Raw genomic sequence first — 17,857 nt, 5'->3', positions numbered from 1 at the left:
CGCCGGGGGCCGCTCACAGGACCGCGTCGAGCCAGGCGTACACCTCCCGCTGCATCGCCGTGTCGAAGACGTGACCGCGCCCCGGCCAGGTCCTCAGGGTCAGCCGGTCCGCGGCGCCCTGCGACCGCCAGACGGCCCGGAGTTTCCGGTACGCCGCCCGCACGCCGTCGGCGGGGAACAGGGCGTCGTGCTCGCCGTGGAAGAACAGCATCGGGCGGGGCGCGGCGATGCTCGCCACGTCCGGGATGTCGAGGTGCCGGGACAGCCCCGGGTGGAGCATGTGGAACGCGGACTGCCCGCGCAGGGTGTTGTTGCCGGGCACCATCATCTCCTTCAGCCCGGTCATCCAGCACACGCTCGCCGCCGCCGCGACGCGGTCGCTGAGCGCGGCGGCCTGCCAGGCCCGGTAGCCGCCCATGGAGAAGCCCAGCACGGCGATCCGGTCCGGGTCCACCGTCCCCAGCCCGGCCAGGAACGCCACCGCGCGCTGGTCCTCGCGGGCGTGCAGCCCGGCGAGGGAGGAGCCGAGCTGGAACAGGTTGGCGGCCAGGGCCTGTTGGCCTTCGTAGTCGAGGGGTCCTCGTTCGCCCCAGCCGAAGGAGTCCGGGCAGAGCACGACGTATCCGCGCCGGGCGAGTTCGTCCCCGACGAAACGGCCGTCGAAGTACCGGCCGGCCCATTCCCGGGCGGAGGCCAGCCGGGTGTCGTCGTACCAGGGGCGGACGGCCTTCTCCTTGCCGATGTCGAACCGGGAGCCGTGGTCGTGCAGCAGCAGCACCGCGGGGAACGGCCCGCGGCCGTGCGGGGTGAGCAGGACGGCGGAGGCACGGGCGGTGCGGGACAGCGAGAGAGTCACCCGCTCGCGGGTGCAGCCGTCGCCCGGCGGTCCCGGGGTGAACTCGGGGGCGTGGGGCACGTCGTCCTGGGCGGGGACGAGGAGGTGCCGCTCGACGGTGGCGCGGGCGGCCCGGCGCCACCGGGCGACGTCGCGTTCCGGTGAGGTGCCCCAGGCGAGCGGGAAGGTGAGCCCGTCCCTGAGGGACGGCAGGACACCGGGCGGGCCGGGCACGGCGGCACCGGTTCCGGCGCCCTGCCGGGCGGTCCCGGTCCCGTCCGGGCGGGTCACCGGGGCCACCGGGGGCGCCGGCCGCCGAGGGACCCGGCGGGGGTGGGCGCGGCGGCTCCGACGCGGGTGAGCCGGGAGCGGGTGGCGGGGACGGCGGGCAGGAGGCCCCGCCGGGACAGGGGTGGCGCGGGGGCGGGTGCGGGCATGCGGATGCTCCTCGGGGTCAGGCCGGACCCGGGGCGGCGCGCCTCCCGCAGTGGGGGTGGGAGCGCGCCGCCCCGGGCGCTTGTCGGGACGGGTCAGCGCAGGCGGCCGGCGCCCGCCCCCCGGGCGACGAGCGCGGGGACGGCCTGCGGCGGGTGGACCTGGGCGCGCAGGGCGGGGGTCCAGCCGGCGCCGGACCGCAGCGGGGTGTCGGGGAAGGCGGCGTTGTGCGCGGCGACCAGGTCGACGCGCCTGCCGTTGACCAGGTTGTTCCGTGCGGTGAGCGGGGCGTCGTTCCACCGCTTGAGGAGCTGGCCGGGGCCGATGCCCCTGGCCAGGGTGAACGCGTTGTGTTCGGCGACGAGTCGGGACTCCTTGCCGATGCCGAAGGTGTAGGAGTGGCCGGCGCCGGCCACGAAGTGGTTGTTGTAGACGTCGACCTGGCCGAAGCGGACCCGGGGTGCGCGCTCCTTCAGCCCGGAGAAGAGGTTGTGGTGGAAGGTCGCCTTCAGCCTGCCCCGGTCGTCGGCCGCGGCGGACTCGCTGTCGCTGTTGCCGATGAGGATGGTCTTGTCGTGCTCGGTGAACACGTTCCAGGAGGCGGTGATGTGGTCGGCGCCCCGGACGATGTCCAGTTCGCCGTCGTGCTGCTGGTAGAGCATCCCGAAGTGGGTGGGGGCCTGGCTGTCGGGGTGGTCGCCGTCGGTGAAGGTGTTGTGGTCCAGCCAGACGTGGGTCGAGCCGTGGACGACGGCGGTGTCGTACTCGGAGTTCCAGTTGCCCGTGGCGCCGTCGGTGGGGTCCCACTGCGGGAAGCAGTCGACCGGGCTCTCCAGCGTGAGGTTGCGGACGATGACGTTGCTGACACCCTTGATCTGCAGGCTGGCACCCTTGATGCCGGCGTCGCGGCCGATGCCGATGACGGTGGTGTTCGAGGGGATCTCGGCCTTGACGGCACGGTCCTGGTTGCGGGCGGAGGCCCGGCGCAGCCCTTCCGGACTGTCGTCGGGTTCGCCGCTCAGGTCCGTCTCCAGGCCCCAGGTCTCGGGGGCGTACCGGTCGAGGTAGGCGTCGAAGTCGTACCCGGGGGCGGCGAACGACGCGCAGCCGCGGGAGACCGCGTCGATGGTGCCCTCGACCCTGACGATGCTGGGTGCGCTGCCGGCGTCCGCCAGGGCCGCCCGGAACTCGTCCCAGGTCCGGACGGTGTACACGTGGGCTGCGTCGGCGGCGGCGCCTCCGGTGGTGCCGGGGCCGTGGGAGGCCCAGCCGTCCCCGGCGGGCAGGACCTGGCGGGCGAGGTCGCGCCCGTGGCCGGGGTGGGCCTGGGCGGCGGTGCCGGTCAGGCCCAGCACGAGGACGGTGCAGCCGGCCAGCGAGACGGCTCTCATCATGGCATGCCCATGCCACGTCTTACGGTTCATGGTGCGGCTCTCCTTGGGGTGACGGGGTGTTACGCGGTCGGCTCCGGCCGGGTGATCCACGCCTCGGGGATCACCTCGTCCGGCCGGCGCACGTCCCGCGGCGCGAGCACCCGGGTGCGCAACGGCTCCCGGGCCGCCGGCCGGGCACGGCGATCGCGCCCGGCGGACCGACGTGCGGGGGTCCTGCTCCTCGGCGGCCGGCACGGGCGCCGCCGTGCGGCAGGGGACGCGGAACGGTGCACGGGTCGGAGGGCCGGCGGGCCGGCGGGGAACGGCCCGGGCGGCAGGGCGCCGCCGGGGCCGTCCCCTCCGGGACCGCCGCCGGGCTCAGCCCTTCTGCTCGTCCCACTCCGCCTGGGCCTCGTTGAGCTGCTCGGCGAGCGTGCTCAGGAAGTCCTCGGCGCTCAGGTCCCCGAGCAGGACCTTCTGGAAGTTCGGCTCGTTGTCGGCCTTGGAGATGGTGTTCCAGTCGGGCAGGTAGTACGGCAGCTGCACGATGGTCGTCGACCCGTCGGTCAGCGCCTCGGCGGCGAGCTTGGTGGGCTCGGCCTCGGCGATCCAGGGGTCCTTCGCCGCGTCCAGGTGCGCCGGGACCTGACCGGCCGACTCGTTGAACTTGGAGCCCGACTCGTGCGAGGTGGCGAACTCGATGAACGTCCAGGCCGCCTCCTTGTTCCTGGAGCTCTTGAACAGGCCCAGCCCGTCGACCGGGTTGGAGACCTGGACGCGCTTGCCGTCGGGCCCGGTGGGCTGCGGGATGCCCCGGAACCTGTCGGTGCCGAGCGCCTTCACGTGGTCCTGGTAGGAGCCGAGGTTGTGGTTGAGCATGCCGATGGTGCCCGAGTCCCACTGCGCGACCATCTTGGTGAAGTCGTTGTTGAGGTCGGCGGCCGGGGTGACCTTCTTGAACAGGGCCGCGTACTTCTCCAGCGCGGCCACGTTCTTCGGGTCGTCGACGGTGGTCCTGGTGCCCGTGGAGTCCCAGAACGAGGTGATGCCCGACTGCCCGTACATCGCGTCCAGGGCCTGCGCGATGGAACCGGCGCCGCCGCGGATGGTGTAGCCGAACTTGTTGCTGCCCTTGTCGGTGAGCTTCTCGGCGGCCTCGAAGAAGCGGTCCCAGGTGGTCGGCTCCTGAAGGCCCGCCTTCTCGAAGAGGTCGGTGCGGTAGTACAGGACGCCGTTGTTGGCGGAGGTGGGGATCGAGTACAGCTCGTCGTCGCCTCCCCCGGCGGCCCGCAGCGACTCGACCATGTCCTTGTTGAGCTTGCCGTCCAGGGACGACTTGCCCAGCCGGTCGTCCAGCGGGTCGAGCGCCCCCTGCGCGGCGAAGCCGGCCAGCATCGAGGCGCTGATCCCGCCGACGTCCGGCAGGCCGCCGCCCTGGATGGCGGTGTCGACCTTGGACTGGTACTCGGTGGAGGCGATGCCGACGTACTCGACGTCGATGTCCGGGTGCGCCTTCTCGAAGTCGGCGATGATCTCCTTCCAGATGTCCGTGCGGACACCGCCGTTGTTGTCCCAGAAGACGATCCTGCCCTTGCCGCTGCCTTCGGCGCCCTTGTCCCCGGCCGCCCCGCTGCCGTCGTCCCCGCAGGCGGTGGCGGTCAGGGCGAGTACCGCCCCCAGGGCGACGGCGGCCGGCATGCGGCGCCCGCCTGTGCTGCTGCTGCGCTTGGTGATCCTCATTGATCGGCTCTCTTCCGCGTCTGGATCCGAGGGAACTTGACGGTGTGGGGGGTCGTTCGGGACCGCGGCGGCCGTCAGCCGCGCGGGTGGGACGGGGTGCTGATCCGGAACCGGGTGAAGCGGGCCGTGCCGGCGGGCCCCTGCCCGGCGGGCGCCAGGGCGACCAGACCGAGCAGGGCGCCGACCCAGCGCCAGGGGGTGGCGGCGAAGACCTGCCCGAGGGGGCGGAACCCGTCGCCGGTGTCGTAGGAGAAGCGGCAGCGCGCCCGCGCGCCGACCTCGACGCGCAGCCTCGCCCGTGCGCCGGGGGCGGGCCGCGGGTGCGCGGCGTCCCGTTCGGCGTCGGCGGCCGGCTCGGCGAACCGGTGGACCAGCCGGGCCGTGCCGTCCGGGGCGCGCTCCAGTCCGGTCCAGGCGTAGGCGTCGCCGAGGACGACGAGCCCGGCCCGCGCTCCCGGCTCCCGGCTGTCGAGCGCGAGGTCCACCTCGACCGTGCACGGCGAACCGGGCAGCCGCTGCGTCAGGACGTGACCGACGCGGCGCAGGTCGTGGCCGTCGGCGGAGCGGACGCAGGTCAGGTGGAGTCCGTCGCCGTCGTGGCCGGCGGTCAGGCCCTCCCGGGGGTTGGCGGTCCACTGCCACTGCAGGCCGTACCGTCCGCCGGGGAAGTCGTCGTCGGTGGCCGGCGCGGCGGGCGGCTGCGGGGGCAGGTCCGGGCGGCGGTGCACGGCGACGGGAGCGCCGTCGTCGCCCGGCACCGGCCAGCCCGCGCGGTCCCAGCGCATCGGCTGGAGGTGGACGACCCTGCCGTACGCGCCGCGCTGCTGGAAGTGCAGGAACCAGTCCTCGCCCGCCCGGGTGCGCACCCAGGCGCCCTGGTGCGGCCCGTTGACGTCGGTGTCCTTCTGCTCCAGGATCACCCGCTCCTCGTACGGGCCGTCGAAGGAGCGGGAGCGGAAGGCGCCCTGCCAGCCGGTCTCCACTCCCCCGGCCGGCGCCAGGATCCAGAACCAGCCGTCGTGGCGGTGGAGTTTGGGCCCTTCGAGGGTGAACCAGCCGGGGAGGCGGTCGCCGTCGACGAGGGTGCGTCCCGCGTCGAGGAGCCGGGTGCCGTCCGGGTGCATGCGGTGGCCGGTGAGGCGGTTGTTGATCCCGGACCGGGACCGGGCCCAGGCGTGCACGAGGTACGCCTCGCCGGTCTCCTCGTCCCACAGGGGGCACGGGTCGATCAGTCCCCGGCCCGCCTTGAGCAGCCGGGGGCGGGTCCATGGACCGGTGACGGCCGGCGCGTTGACCTGGAGGATGCCCCGGTCGGGGTCCCCCCAGAAGATCCAGAACCGGTCGTCGTGGTGGCGCAGGGCAGGAGCCCACACGCCGCCGTCCATGCGCGGCACCGCGAAGGCGTCCTCGGGTTCGAGGCGCTGCAGGGCGTGGCCCACCAGGGTCCAGTTCACGAGGTCCCGGGAGTGCAGCAGGGGCAGGCCGGGCACGCGGCCGAAGCTGGAGGCGGTCAGGTAGTGGTCGTCGCCGACGCGGACGACGTCCGGGTCGGACCAGTCGGCGTCCAGGACGGGGTTGCGGTAGACGAGGGCCGGGGCGTCGGCGGCGTCCCGGGCGGCGGAGGCGGCTCCCGGGCCGGGGGCCGAAGGCCCGGGAGCCGTCGGGCCGGGAGTCGTCGGGCCGGGAGTCGTCGGGCCAGGGGCCGAAGGGTCAGGAGTCGTCGGGTCAGGAGTCGCCGGGCCGGGGGGCGTCATCGGCTCACCGCCCTGCGGGCCAGCGCGGCGGCGTCCTCGCGGCCCGGCCGGCCGTCCACGACGACGGTGACCACGCGGCGGGTGACGGTCTCGCCGGGTGCCAGGGGGAGCCGTGCGGCGTGGGCGAGGGAGGAACCGACGCCCGGGTAGCCGGCGCCGCGCACGAACCACGGGTCGCGGCGGGTGGCCTCGTCCGCCGCGGCGAAGACCAGCGTCCAGGCGGACCCGGCCAGGGCCAGCCAGTCGGCGCACCGGCCGTGCACCGCGCTCTCCCCGTCGGCGTCGGCGGTGAACACCTCCGGCGGCGCCTGCTCCTTGACGGCCCGCCAGAAGAAGCCGCCGTAGGCCGCGCCGGGCCGCCCGTTGGTGGCCGGGCTGCCGAGGGAGAGCGGGCCGCCGGTGACGTTGGTGAGCGCGAAGGTCAGGTCCAGCGCCCAGGCGGACTCGCTGAGCGCGGTGGCGGCGACCGTGCGGCGCTCGCGCAGCAGCTCGCCCGGGGCGGCCATCCAGCTCAGTTCCTCGGTGAAGCCGGCGGGGCCGCGGTGCGCGAAGGAGACGTGGCGCTGGGCGCCGTGGTTGTCCAGCTCGGTCGGCCCCCGGTCGCGGACGAAGGTGCGCCCGCCCCAGAAGTTGTGCCCCTCGACGTCGGGAACGGCGACACCGACGCCGAGGTGGTGCAGGTGGTCGGCGGGACTCAGTTCGGTGACGACCGTGCCGGCCAGGGTGGTGACGGGGTGCAGGTACGGCCGCGGCGAGAGACGGGCCGGCAGCGCGGACCGGACGGCGTACCGCGCCACCGGCCGGTCCGCGACGCGCAGGACCAGGGAGTCGTCGCCGAGGTCGCCGGTCATCGGGGGCTCACCGCCTTCGGACGTGCCCCGGCCGGGCGGGCCCAGGGCGCGTCCAGCTCGGAGTAGAGGGAGAGGGTCTCGGCGGCCCGTGCGACGAGGGCGTCGACGCCGGGAACGGCCCGGCGGTCCTCACCGGGGACGCGGTGCCAGGCCGTGTCGGGCAGCGCGACCGGGTCGGGGGCCCGCCGGATCGCCTCGACGACCTTCATGAAGCCGCCGGTGTCCTCGGGGGTCACCAGCAGCGGGGCGCCGGCGTTGAGGTGGGCGACGAGGTTCTCCAGCAGGTCGGTGCGGGCGAACTCGAACTCCTCGGGGCCGTGGTCCGCGCGCTGGAGCAGGACGCGGTCCTGCTTGTACCAGAAGGTGATCCGGCCGCGTTCGCCGTGCACCAGGACGTACGGTTCGCCGGCCCGTTCGGCGCACAGGGTCGCCGCCACCGTGACCGGCAGGCCGTCCGCGGTGGTGACGCGGACGCAGGAGGTGTCGTCGGACTCGATGTCGTTGGCGCGCAGCAGTTCCGTCTCGATGCGGGCGACCTCCCCGGCCCGCCCGCCGCCGGCGAGGGCGAGCGCGGTGGCGACGGCGTGGGCGAGCGGGTTGGTGAGCGCGCCGTCCACCACGTCCGCGCCGTCCAGGCGCCTGCGGCCCGCCCAGGGCGCGCGCCGGAAGTAGCCCTCCTCGCGCACCCAGGCGCCGGCTCCGCCGATGCCGGTGACCCGCCCGATCAGCCCCTCCGCGACCATGGCGCGGATCGCCGGCAGGGCGTGGGAGCCCAGCGACTGGAAGCCGATCTGGCAGGCGACGCCGGCGGCGGCGACCCCGTCGGCCATCCTGCGGAACTCGGCGTAGGAGGGCGCGGGCGGCTTCTCCAGCAGGATGTGCGCGCCCCGCCGGGCGGCGGTCAGGGCGAGGTCCGTGTGGGTCGGGATGGGGGTGCAGATCACCGCGATCCGGGCGCCCGTGGAGGCGAGCAGGCCGTCCAGGTCGGCGGACTGCTCGGGGAGTTCGCCGTCGGCCTCGTAGGCGGTGAGCGGGTGCGGGTCGCACAGGCCGGCCAGCCGCACCAGGCCGCGGGCCTGGAGCCGCCGGATGTTCTCCAGGTGCCAGCGGCCGTGGCCGCGGACCCCGGCGAGGACGAGGGGCAGGGGTGTGGTCGGGGGCGTCGTCATCCCTTCACCGCCCCTGCGCTGAAGCCGGTGATCAGCCACTTCTGGATGAAGGCGAACACGAGCACCACCGGCACGGCCGCGACGATGCCGCCCGCGGCCAGCGCTCCGAGGTCGACGCTGTCCGCGCTCATCAGGGTGTTGAGGCCGACCGGGATGGTCTGCTTCTCCTGGTTGTTGAGGAACATCAGGGCGAACAGGAAGTGGTTCCAGGAGTGCACGAAGGCGAAGGAGCCGACGGCGATCAGCCCGGGCCTCAGCAGGGGCAGGACCACCAGGCGGAACGCCCTGAACCGGTCGCAGCCGTCGACCCAGGCGGCCTCCTCCAGCGAATAGGGCACGTTCTTGATGAAGTTGCTGATGAGGATCATCGACAGGGGCAGCTGGAAGACCGTCTCGGCGATGATGACGCTGCCCAGCGAGTTGATCATCTGCAGTTCGGCGAAGATCTCGAACAGCGGGACCAGCAGCAGCGCGCCGGGCACGAACTGCGAGCAGAGCAGCGCCAGCATGAAGGCCCGTTTGACGCGGAAGTCGAACCGGGCCAGGGCGTAGCCGCCGGCCAGGGCGACCAGGGTGGTCATGAACAGGGTGGCGATGCCGACCAGCACGCTGTTCTGGAAGAAGGTGCCGAATCCGCGCTCGGTCCACACCTTCTCGAAGTGGGCGCCGGTCATCGGCCAGGGCACCAGCGAGGTGGAGCCCGCCGGGCGGAGCGCGAACAGCAGGATCCAGTAGAAGGGGACCAGGGTGAAGACGAGGTAGATCCCGAGCGGCAGGTAGATCTGCCAGCGGGGTGCTTCGTCCCAGGCGCGGCGCCGCCTGGCCGGCCGGGGCGGCTCGGGGAGGGCGGGCGCGGAGACGGGGGCGGCCGGGACGGCCTCTTTGGTGATCACTTGCTTTCGCCTCCGAACTTGCTCAGCCGCAGGTAGACGATCGAGCAGAAGAGCAGGATCACGAACGCGACCGTGGTGAGGGCGGACGCGTAGCCGAAGTCGTGGGCGTCGACGGAGGTGTTCGCGATGTAGAGCGGCAGCGTCGTGGTCTCCCCGGCGGGTCCGCCGCCGGTGAGGGTGTAGAGGAGGTCGACGTTGTTGAACTCCCACACCGCGCGCAGCAGCGTGGACAGGATGATGGCGTCCTTCAGGTGCGGCAGCGTGATGTGCCAGAACTGCTTGAGGCGGCTCGCCCCGTCGACCTCGGCGGCCTCGTAGAGGTCCTTCGAGACGGACTGGAGGTCGGCGAGGATGAGGATCGCGAAGAAGGGCACCCCGCGCCAGAGATCCGCGACGACGGCGGCCGGGAAGACGGTGGCGGTGTCGGACAGCCAGCTCGTGCCGTACTCCCCGATCCCCAGGTCCGCGAGGTAACGGGTGATGCCCGTCTGGGAGTTGTAGAGCAGCACCCAGATCGCGGAGGTGAGCACGCCGGAGACGGCCCACGGGGAGAAGACCAGGGCCCGCCCGATGCCGCGGCCGACGAAGGTCTGGTTCACGATGAGGGCCAGGGCGAGGCCGAACAGCAGCTGCAGGCCGACCTCGACGACGACCCACTTGGCGCTGAAGACGAGGGTGTCCCAGAACAGCGGGTCCTCGGTGAAGAGGTGGACGAAGTTGTCCATGCCCGCGAAGCCGTTGCGCCAGGGCTTCGTCGGGTTGTAGTGCTGCACGCTGTAGTAGAAGACGCTGATGACCGGGTAGGCGATGAAGCCCAGCATGAGCAGGGCGGCCGGCGCGATCAGCAGGTACGGGAGCCTGCGGGGCGTGGCGGAGGCACGGCGCCGCCGGGGTGGCGCGGGCGGTTTCGCCACGGCTGCGGCTTGGGCCATGACTGTTCTCCGTTCTCGGTACGTCGTCGTGCGGGTCGTACGGGTCGTACGGGTCGTACGGGTCCTTCCGGTGCTGCGGCCGACGGCCGGCCCCGGGTGCCGGCGGTGCCGGGGAGCGGCCTGGGGTGCCCGGGGGTGGTGCCTGGGGTGGTGCCTGGGGGTGGCGCTTCTCAGGTGGCTGGGTGCGGGTGGCTCGTGCCGGGTGGCCGGGTTCGAGGGCTGTGACGGGGCGCCGGCCGGCAGAAAGCGCTTTCCAAGCGGGCGTGGGACTGCCGGCCGGGCCGCGGCGGCCCCCTCAGCCCGCGTAGGGGTCCGGCACCGTGCCCGGACGGGCGAGGAACTCGAAGTCGCAGCCGGTGTCGGCCTGGGTGATCTGCTCGTTGTAGAGGGCGCCGTATCCGCGCTCGTAGCGGGCGGGCGGCGGCGTCCAGGCCGCCCGCCGGCGGGCCAGCTCCTCGTCGCTCACGTCGAGGTGCAGCGTCCGGTTCGCCACGTCCAGGGTGATCAGGTCCCCGGTGCGCACCAGGGCGAGCGGTCCGCCGACGTAGGACTCGGGCGCGACGTGCAGCACGCAGGTGCCGTAACTGGTGCCGCTCATCCGGGCGTCGGAGATGCGGACCATGTCCCGCACGCCCTGCTTCAGCAGGTGGTCCGGCAGCGGCAGCATGCCGTACTCGGGCATGCCGGGTCCGCCCTTGGGGCCGGCGTTGCGCAGCACCAGCACGTGGTCGGCGGTGATGCCCAGCTCCGGGTCGTCGATGGTCCGCTGCATCTCGCGGTAGTCGTCGAAGACGACCGCGGGGCCGGTGTGCTTCAGCAGGTGCGGTTCGGCGGCGATGTGCTTGATGACGGCGCCGTCCGGGCAGAGGTTGCCGCGCAGCACGGCGACCCCGCCCTCCGCGGCGACCGGGTTGTCGCGGGTGCGGATGACGTCGTCGTCGTGCACGCGGGCGCCGGCGAGCTGCTCGCGCAGGGTGTCATGGCAGACGGTGGGCCGGTCCAGGTGCAGCAGGTCGGGGATCCGGGAGAGGAACCCGGGGAGGCCGCCGGCGAAGTGGAAGTCCTCCATCAGGTGGGTCCGTCCGCCGGGCCGGACGTTGGCCAGCACCGGGACGGTGCGGGCGATGCGGTCGAAGTCGTCGAGGGTCAGGCCGACGCCGGCACGCCCGGCCATGGCGATCAGGTGGATGACGGCGTTGGTGGAGCCGCCGAGCCCGAGGACGGTGGTGACGGCGTCCTCGAACGCCTCCGCGGTGAGGATGTCGCTCAATGTCCGGCCCCGGTGGACCAGGCCGACCGCGGTCATGCCCGCCCTGGCGGCCATCCGGTCGTGCCCGGAGTCGACCGCCGGGATGCTGGACGCGCCCGGGACGGTGACGCCGAGGGCCTCGGCGGCGGCGGTGAGCGTGGACGCCGTCCCCATGGTCATGCAGTGACCGGGGGAACGCGCCAGGCCGCTCTCCAGCTCCTGCATCTCGCAGTCGCCGATGATCCCGGCCCGCCTGTCGTCCCAGTACTTCCACATGTCGGTGCCGGAGCCCAGGGTCTCGCCGCGCCAGTGCCCCGGGAGCATCGGCCCGGCCGGCACGAACACGGTGGGCAGGCCGACGCTCGCCGCCCCCATCAGCAGGGCGGGCGTCGACTTGTCGCAGCCGCCCATCAGGACGGCGCCGTCGACCGGGTACGACCGCAGCAGCTCCTCCGTCTCCATGGCGAGGAGGTTGCGGTAGAGCATGGGGGTCGGCTTCTGGAAGGTCTCGCTGAGCGTGGAGACGGGGAACTCCAGCGGGAAGCCGCCCGCCTGCCAGACGCCCCGCTTGACGGCCTGGGCCCGGTCGCGGAGGTGGACGTGACAGGGGTTGATGTCGGACCAGGTGTTGAGGATGGCCACGACCGGCTTGCCCAGGTGCTCCTCGGGGAGGTAGCCGAGCTGGCGGGTGCGGGAACGGTGGCTGAAGGACCGCAGCCCGGACGCCACGCCGCTGCCGTACCACTGGTGGCTGCGCAGCTCCTCGGGCCGCTTGCGCGGCGGCCCGGCCGGGGTGTCGGCGGGGGTCGGGGGACGGTTCACCGGTGTGCTCATATGGACCATCCGGCGGCGATGGCGGCGACCTCGGCGCGCTCGCTCTCGGGCAGGGGCTTGCTGGGCGGGCGCACCTCGCGGCGGCACAGCCCGAGGGAGGCGAGGGCCTCCTTGACGACGGTGACGTTGTTGGCGGAGCCGTCGGCCGCCCGCATCTCCTCGAAGCGGCGGATCTGCTCCCAGACCTTCATCGCGGCGGCGTGGTCCCCCGCCCGCAGCGCCTCGATCATGTTGAGCGAGACCGACGGGGCGACGTTGACCAGGCCGGAGGTGAAGCCGGTGGCGCCCGCGGAGAAGTAGGAGGGCGCGTACGGTTCCGCGAGCCCGGCCACCCACACGAACCTCTCCAGCCCCGCGTCCCGCGCGAAGGCGGCGAACCGGGCGGCGTCCGGCACCGCGTACTTCACGCCGATGACGTTGGGGCAGGCGTCGGCCAGTTCGGCGAGACGGGCGCCGGGGAGCCGGTCGTTGCGGACGTAGGGGACGATCCCCAGGTCGGGCACGGCCGCGGCGATGGCCCGGTGGTAGTCCACCCAGCCGCTCTGCGAGACGTAGGGGTGCACGGGCTGGTGCACCATGACCATCCGCGCGCCGAGCCGCTGGGCGTGGCGCGCGGAGGCGACGGCGGTCGGCACGTCGTGGCCGACGCCGACCAGGACGGACGAGCCGTCGCCCGCCTCCTCGACGGTCAGTTCGGCGACCAGGCGCCGCTCCTCGGGGGTGAGGGCGTAGAACTCGCCGGTGTTGCCGTTGGGGGTGAGGGTGGTGATGCCGGCGTCGAGGAGGCGGCGCACCAGCGACCGGTAGGTGGCCGGTGCCACGGTGCCGTCCTCCGCGAACGGGGTCACCGGGATCGCCACCACGCCGGCCAGGGCCGCCCGTTGGGTCTCGAACGTCGAAGTCATGCCAGACCGTCCTCTTCCTGGGCTCCGGGGCCTGCCGCGGCGGTGACGTCCGCCGCGGGGAAGGCCCGTCGCACGAACGACGCGATGTGGGTGTGCAGGGCGCGCGCGGCACCGTCCGCGTCCCCGCCGAGGGCGAGGCGCAGGATCTCGCGGTGCTCCGCCGCCTCCCGGTCCCAGGAGGGGTCGGCGGCCCAGGCCACGGTGGACACCAGGGCGGCCTGGTCCCGGACCTCGTCGAGCATCCGGCCGAGCAGCGGGTTGCCGCACGGCAGGTAGAGGGCACGGTGGAACTCACGGTTGGCCAGGGAGCGTTCGGCGGGGTCCGTGGCGTCGTCGGCACGGGTCAGCGCCGCGCGGGCGGCATCGAGCGAGGCGCCGCGCCGCACCGCGCGGCGCAGGGCCTCCGGTTCGAGGAGCAGCCGCACGTCGTAGACCTCGCGGGCCATGTCCGCGTCGACCGTCCGCACCGTGACGCCCTTGTACTGGTTCATCACGACCAGACCGGTGCCGGCCAGCGTCTTGAGCGCCTCCCGCACGGGGGTCTTGGACACCCCGAACTGCGCGGCGAGGTCGGTCTCGACGAGGGCCTGACCCGGACTCAGCAGGCCGGTCAGGATGCGTCGTTTGATCTCCTCCAGCACGTACTGCGTGCGGGAGGGGATCGGGGTGGGCACAGAGGTCATGCGCGCCTCTCGGATCTCGCGTATCGCGTCTCATATATGACGTACGAAGTACGACGCGTTGAAGGTAGGAGGGGGCCGCGGCCGCGTCAATGGTTCGGACAGAAAAGGCTTTCGGAAATCGCTTCCCCGGTGGGACGGTCCGGCGCGGCGGCCGGTGACGGGGCCCGGCGGAGGGAGAGGAAGCCGCAGGTCAGGGGCGGGATCGGGGGCTGGGCGGGGACGGCGCGGGCGCAAGGGGGCGCGGGCGGAGGGGGCGCGGACGGAGGGGGCGGGGGCGGAGGGGGCGGGGTGCCGCCGAAGGGCGGCAGGGGCGGGGCGGTGGCACGCAGGACCGGGCTGCCGGGAGGCGTGACCGGACGCGGGAGGACGCGGAAGGGCGCGGAAGGGCGCCGGGGCACGAGCGACCGGGACCGCGGCCGCCGCGTCGCGGCCCGGCTCCGCGGCGGCGTGCGGACCGCCGTCGGGAGCGGCGAGACGACTCGCGCCGTCGGGCTGCGCGGGACGGCGGCGGGGCGGCCGGGGCCGTCCGGGGCGGGACGGCGGCGGGGCGGCGACCGGGAGCGGAGGCGGGGGGCCGAGGCGGAGGGCGGAGGCGGGGGCGGCCGGGGCTCGTCGGCGGCGGGGCGGCGACCGGGGGCCGAGGCGGAGGGGGGCCGAGGCGGGGGGCGCGGCGGAGGGCGGAGGCGGGGGCGGCCGGGCCCGTCGGGGGCGGGACGGCGACGGGGGCGGGGGCGGCCGAGCCCGCCCGGGACGGCGGTCGGCCCGCCCCGGGCACCGGCCGCCGCCCCCGGACACCGCCGGCCAGGGACGGTCACCGCTGGACACCACCGGGCACCGCCGGACAGCGACAGACACCGCTCGGGCCGCGGCTTCGGGCGGCGCGGGATGCCGCCGCCGTGGCCCGCCTCGGGCGGCCCCCGAGACGCCGCGGCACCCGCCGCTCACCGTCGCGGGTCCCCCCGCGCGACCGTCGCGGGTCTCCCGCGCGACCGTCGCGGCCGGTTACGGCCGCACGCCGCTCCCCGGGCGGGTCCAGTGCGGGTCGCGGCCGCTCAGGGCCACCGTCCGGTCCAGCAGCGGGGCGTCGGCGGGGACGGGCACGACGGGGCCGAAGATCCCGTTGCCCGCCCCGCCGGACTCCTCGGCGGAGTCCCGCAGGAAGGCGTGGGCGACGGCGAGGGCGGCCGGATCGGGGGTGTACGCGCGGCCGGTCGCACGGGCGAGGTCCCAGCCGTGGACGAGCAGTTCGTCGACGGCCACCGCGCCGGCGACGTCGCCCGGCAGGTCCACCCCGCCGGCCCGGGTGGCGCCGCTCCACGCGCGCGGGTCCCGCCACGCCTCGGCGAGTTCGTGCAGCGCCTCGGCCAGGTCCCGGCGCCAGTCCGGCCCGATGCCGGGCAGGGTGCTCCCCGGGTCGGTGTCGGTGGTCCCGCCCAGGTCCTTGCGGGCCGCGTCGCGGAAGGCGACGGCCAGCCCGGTCAGATGGCCGAGCAGGTGGCTCACCCGGTAGTCGGGGCAGGGGGTGGAGTCCGCCAGCTGGTCGTCGGTGACGGCCTCGGCCAGGCAGGCCACGATCCGTGCCTGCGGTCCGAGGTCGAGGGGGATGTCGGTCATCGGATGCTCCTGGTGCCGGCCGTGCAGGGCCGTGTCGCCGTGCAAGGCCGTGTCGGCGGTGTCGGCGGCGTCGGGGTCCCGGCACCGCCCTCGGGAGGATGACCGGTTCCGGGGCCCGGACTCATCGCCCGCGGGACCCCGCGTCCCCGGCAGATGCCCGATGCGCGCCGGGGGGCCTCAGTCCCACGATGAGCCGGTATGACGACGACCGAGGGAACGGGCCGGACGGCGGGCGGCCGGGGCGGGAGCGCGGCACGCGTGCTGCGGGAGCGGAACGCCGGGCTCTGCCTGGCCGGGGCGGTGGTGTCGGGCTTCGGCACGTCCGCGCTGTGGCTCGTCTCCGGGATCTGGGTCAAGGACCTGACCGGATCGGACGCGCTGGCGGCGCTGTGCACGGCGGCCCTGTGGGCCCCCGTCCTGGCGGGTCCGCTGCTGGGGGCACTCGCCGACCGGTGGCGCCGCAAGCCGGTGCTGATCGGCGCCAGCCTGCTGCTCGCGGCCCTGCTGCCGGCCCTCCTGGGCGTGGACGCACCGCACGGCGTGTGGCTGCTCCACGCGGTGCTGTTCGTGTACGGCGCGGTGGGCGTGGTGCACGACGCGGCCGAGTCGGCGCTGGTCGCCACCGCCGTCGACGGGTCCCTGCTCGGCGACCTCAACGGCCTGCGCACGACCGCCGACGAGGGGATGAAGCTCCTGGCCCCGCTGGCGGGCGCGGGCCTGTACACCGCGTGCGGCGGGGCGGGCGTGGCCCTGCTGGACGCCCTCACCTTCCTGCTCGCGGCAGGCCTGTACGCGTTGCTGCGGGTGCGGGAGGAGCGGCCCGCCCGGGGCTCGGCGGGCGGCCGGCGGCAGACCGTGGCGGGCGCCCGTCACCTGTGGTCGCATCCCGGGCTGCGTCCCCTGGTGGCGGCGGGGGCGGCCACCATGCTGTGCGCGGGCCTGAGCGGAGGGCTGGTGTACGCCGTCGTCGAGGACCTGGGCCGCTCCCCCGCCTACGCCGGTGTCCTGTACGCCGCGCAGGGCGCGGGCTCGGTGGTGCTCGGTCTGCTGGCCGGGCCCGCCGTGCGGCGGTGGGGCGAGCGGCGGTTCGCGGCCTGCGGCGTCGGGCTGCTGGGGGCAGCGGTCGCGCTGCGGGCCGTGCCGGACGAGCACGCGGCACTGGCGTGCAGCCTGGCGATCGGGGCGGGGCTGCCCGCCGTGCTGGTGGCGGCGCTGACCGCGGTGCAGCGGGAGACGCCCGGCCCGCTGCTGGGCCGGGTCACCGCCACCGCCCACACCCTGGTGTTCACCCCGAACGTGCTCGGTCTGGTGGGCGCGGCGGGCCTGGTCGGACCGTTCGGCCACCGGGCGCCACTGGTGGTCGCGGGGCTGGTGCTGGTGGGGGTGGCGGCGGCACTGGCTCACAGCCGGGCGAGCGCCGAGCGGACCGCCGCGAGGTCGTCGTCCGACGCCAGCCCGGCGTGATAGAGCCTGAGTTCGTCGGCCCCCAGCGAGCGGGCCCCGGCCGCGTCGGCGGCGAGGGTGCCGGGGCTGCCGCCCATGCCGGAGACAATGGTGAGGTTGGCGGCGAGCACCGTGCCGGCGCGGCGCTCGCGTGCGAAGGGGGCCAGGAGGCCGGGGCCGCCGGTGCAGGGCACCACCACGCCGTCGGCCACGGACAGGATGTGGGCGGGGTCGACGCCGGCGTCGGCGCCGCAGTGGTACGACACCGGGTCGGCGTGCAGCAGCACCCGGAAGCCCTCGGGGGCGGCGGCGCGCACCGCGTGGACGGCGTCCTCCTGGAGGCTGCGGGCGGTGGTGTCGCGCCAGGCGCGGGTGGCCTCCGCGGGGTCGTCGCCGAGGAGGTCGCGCACGCCCGCCCAGCCTCCGTCGGAGGGGGCGCCCCGCCACACCGGTTCGAGGGCGGTGCGCACGGCGGCGGCCAGGGCGTCGGCGTCCTGCCCCCGGGTGCCGTAGCCGTCCCGGCAGACGGGGCAGAAGCAGAGGGACATCAGGTACTGGCCGGCGTCGCCGAGGGCGACGCCGCCGGTCTTGTCGTGGGCGTGCAGGTGGGCCAGGCCGTACCAGCCGAGGGACTCCAGCTCGGTGCCGCGCGCCCCGGGGCGGACCGCGGCCTCCGCCGCCAGGCCGGTGAGGTAGGCGCGGGTGGCGGGCCGGGCGATGCACGGGGCCCAGGGGTAGCGGTCGCCGTAGGCGTTGACCACGGAAGTCTCCGGGTGCTCGGCGCCGAGGCGGGAGTTGTGGGCGAGGACGACCCAGGTGTGCACCTCGACCCCGGCGCCGGCCAGCGCTTCGGCGGCCTCGCCGAAGGCGTCGCCGGGCGCCCAGTCGCCGGCCCGGTGGGGCCGCAGGGTGCGTCCGGACCAGTGCGGGCCCGGCGGGTAGAGGACGGCCGCGTACTCGGCGGTGACCACGCGGTGCCGGGGGTGACGGGGCGTCAGGGCGCGGGTGGAGTGGTAGGCCGAGGCGAGCGTCACCTGCCCGACGCCGAGCCCGGCGATCCGCTCGGGGGCCCGGGGGTCGCCGTTGACGTCCCACGGGTAGACGAATGCCGACGCTTTCACGGGCGGTCCTCCTCGGGCCTCGGCGA

The 17,857-nt window shown here is 74.9% G+C and carries 15 protein-coding genes; 1 reads left to right on the top strand and 14 read right to left on the bottom strand.

The annotated features are described in order from the left end of the window. Positions 1 to 13: 13 nt before the first annotated feature. The 13 genes from ACSU53_RS24335 to ACSU53_RS24275 form a co-directional block, all read right to left on the bottom strand. Positions 14 to 1,126: a dienelactone hydrolase family protein gene (locus ACSU53_RS24335; RefSeq protein WP_437030974.1), complete on the bottom strand. Its 1,113-nt coding sequence runs from the start codon at positions 1,124 to 1,126 to the stop codon at positions 14 to 16. Continuing rightward, positions 1,123 to 1,272: a hypothetical protein gene (locus ACSU53_RS24330; RefSeq protein WP_437030973.1), complete on the bottom strand. Its 150-nt coding sequence runs from the start codon at positions 1,270 to 1,272 to the stop codon at positions 1,123 to 1,125. The genes ACSU53_RS24335 and ACSU53_RS24330 overlap by 4 nt, the downstream gene beginning before the upstream one ends. A gap of 93 nt (positions 1,273 to 1,365) precedes the next feature. Further along, positions 1,366 to 2,694, bottom strand: a complete 1,329-nt coding sequence (locus ACSU53_RS24325; protein WP_437030971.1) for a pectate lyase family protein — start codon at positions 2,692 to 2,694, stop codon at positions 1,366 to 1,368. Positions 2,695 to 3,021: 327 nt separating this feature from the next. Further along, entirely contained in the window at positions 3,022 to 4,383 is a 1,362-nt protein-coding gene (locus ACSU53_RS24320) for an ABC transporter substrate-binding protein (protein WP_437030970.1), read from the bottom strand. Positions 4,384 to 4,457: 74 nt separating this feature from the next. After that, complete coding sequence (locus ACSU53_RS24315; RefSeq protein WP_437030969.1) at positions 4,458 to 6,137, bottom strand: family 43 glycosylhydrolase; 1,680 nt, start codon at positions 6,135 to 6,137, stop codon at positions 4,458 to 4,460. Further along, a complete protein-coding gene (locus ACSU53_RS24310) occupies positions 6,134 to 6,988 on the bottom strand; it encodes a PmoA family protein (RefSeq protein WP_437030967.1) in 855 nt (284 codons plus the stop codon). Before ACSU53_RS24310 ends, ACSU53_RS24315 begins: the two co-directional genes overlap by 4 nt. Continuing rightward, on the bottom strand, positions 6,985 to 8,157 hold the full coding sequence (locus tag ACSU53_RS24305; protein WP_437030965.1) for a Gfo/Idh/MocA family protein: 1,173 nt from the start codon (positions 8,155 to 8,157) through the stop codon (positions 6,985 to 6,987). Before ACSU53_RS24305 ends, ACSU53_RS24310 begins: the two co-directional genes overlap by 4 nt. Further along, entirely contained in the window at positions 8,154 to 9,050 is an 897-nt protein-coding gene (locus tag ACSU53_RS24300; RefSeq protein ID WP_437030963.1) for a carbohydrate ABC transporter permease, read from the bottom strand. The genes ACSU53_RS24305 and ACSU53_RS24300 overlap by 4 nt, the downstream gene beginning before the upstream one ends. Continuing rightward, positions 9,047 to 9,982: a carbohydrate ABC transporter permease gene (locus tag ACSU53_RS24295; RefSeq protein WP_437030961.1), complete on the bottom strand. Its 936-nt coding sequence runs from the start codon at positions 9,980 to 9,982 to the stop codon at positions 9,047 to 9,049. Before ACSU53_RS24295 ends, ACSU53_RS24300 begins: the two co-directional genes overlap by 4 nt. Positions 9,983 to 10,277: 295 nt before the next feature. Next, on the bottom strand, positions 10,278 to 12,053 hold the full coding sequence (araD, locus tag ACSU53_RS24290; RefSeq protein WP_437030959.1) for an L-arabinonate dehydratase: 1,776 nt from the start codon (positions 12,051 to 12,053) through the stop codon (positions 10,278 to 10,280). An 8-nt stretch (positions 12,054 to 12,061) separates the two neighbouring features. Beyond that, positions 12,062 to 12,970 carry a dihydrodipicolinate synthase family protein gene (locus ACSU53_RS24285; RefSeq protein WP_437030957.1) on the bottom strand — a complete coding sequence of 303 codons (909 nt, stop codon included), beginning with the start codon at positions 12,968 to 12,970 and terminating at the stop codon, positions 12,062 to 12,064. Next, positions 12,967 to 13,653, bottom strand: coding sequence for a GntR family transcriptional regulator (locus ACSU53_RS24280; RefSeq protein WP_437030955.1), 687 nt, complete (start codon positions 13,651 to 13,653; stop codon positions 12,967 to 12,969). The genes ACSU53_RS24285 and ACSU53_RS24280 overlap by 4 nt, the downstream gene beginning before the upstream one ends. Positions 13,654 to 14,655: 1,002 nt before the next feature. Then, positions 14,656 to 15,267, bottom strand: a complete 612-nt coding sequence (locus ACSU53_RS24275) for a TIGR03086 family metal-binding protein (RefSeq protein WP_437030953.1) — start codon at positions 15,265 to 15,267, stop codon at positions 14,656 to 14,658. Between the two features lie 198 nt (positions 15,268 to 15,465). Here ACSU53_RS24275 and ACSU53_RS24270 point away from each other — a divergent pair, with 198 nt between their 5' ends. Next, on the top strand, positions 15,466 to 16,731 hold the full coding sequence (locus ACSU53_RS24270; RefSeq protein WP_437030952.1) for an MFS transporter: 1,266 nt from the start codon (positions 15,466 to 15,468) through the stop codon (positions 16,729 to 16,731). Here ACSU53_RS24270 and ACSU53_RS24265 read toward each other — a convergent pair. Continuing rightward, positions 16,668 to 17,831: a hypothetical protein gene (locus tag ACSU53_RS24265; RefSeq protein WP_437030950.1), complete on the bottom strand. Its 1,164-nt coding sequence runs from the start codon at positions 17,829 to 17,831 to the stop codon at positions 16,668 to 16,670. The two genes, ACSU53_RS24270 and ACSU53_RS24265, sit on opposite strands and share 64 nt — an antisense overlap. Positions 17,832 to 17,857 lie beyond the last annotated feature (26 nt).

The sequence above is a fragment of the Streptomyces sp. enrichment culture genome (genome assembly GCF_964273255.1).
GTDB lineage: Bacteria > Actinomycetota > Actinomycetes > Streptomycetales > Streptomycetaceae > Streptomyces.
The sequence above is the reverse complement of the archived record's forward strand: the minus strand, read 5'-3'. Positions and strand labels throughout refer to the sequence as shown.

Bases quoted from the DNA above. Each gene is read 5' to 3' on its own strand.
- ACSU53_RS24280 (WP_437030955.1), bottom strand. From the start codon at position 13,653: ATGACCTCTGTGCCCACCCCGATCCCCTCCCGCACGCAGTACGTGCTG.
- ACSU53_RS24320 (WP_437030970.1), bottom strand. From the start codon at position 4,383: ATGAGGATCACCAAGCGCAGCAGCAGCACAGGCGGGCGCCGCATGCCG.
- ACSU53_RS24325 (WP_437030971.1), bottom strand. From the start codon at position 2,694: ATGAACCGTAAGACGTGGCATGGGCATGCCATGATGAGAGCCGTCTCG.
- ACSU53_RS24270 (WP_437030952.1), top strand. From the start codon at position 15,466: ATGACGACGACCGAGGGAACGGGCCGGACGGCGGGCGGCCGGGGCGGG.
- ACSU53_RS24330 (WP_437030973.1), bottom strand. From the start codon at position 1,272: ATGCCCGCACCCGCCCCCGCGCCACCCCTGTCCCGGCGGGGCCTCCTG.
- ACSU53_RS24285 (WP_437030957.1), bottom strand. From the start codon at position 12,970: ATGACTTCGACGTTCGAGACCCAACGGGCGGCCCTGGCCGGCGTGGTG.
- ACSU53_RS24305 (WP_437030965.1), bottom strand. From the start codon at position 8,157: ATGACGACGCCCCCGACCACACCCCTGCCCCTCGTCCTCGCCGGGGTC.
- ACSU53_RS24275 (WP_437030953.1), bottom strand. From the start codon at position 15,267: ATGACCGACATCCCCCTCGACCTCGGACCGCAGGCACGGATCGTGGCC.
- ACSU53_RS24295 (WP_437030961.1), bottom strand. From the start codon at position 9,982: ATGGCCCAAGCCGCAGCCGTGGCGAAACCGCCCGCGCCACCCCGGCGG.
- ACSU53_RS24310 (WP_437030967.1), bottom strand. From the start codon at position 6,988: ATGACCGGCGACCTCGGCGACGACTCCCTGGTCCTGCGCGTCGCGGAC.
- ACSU53_RS24315 (WP_437030969.1), bottom strand. From the start codon at position 6,137: ATGACGCCCCCCGGCCCGGCGACTCCTGACCCGACGACTCCTGACCCT.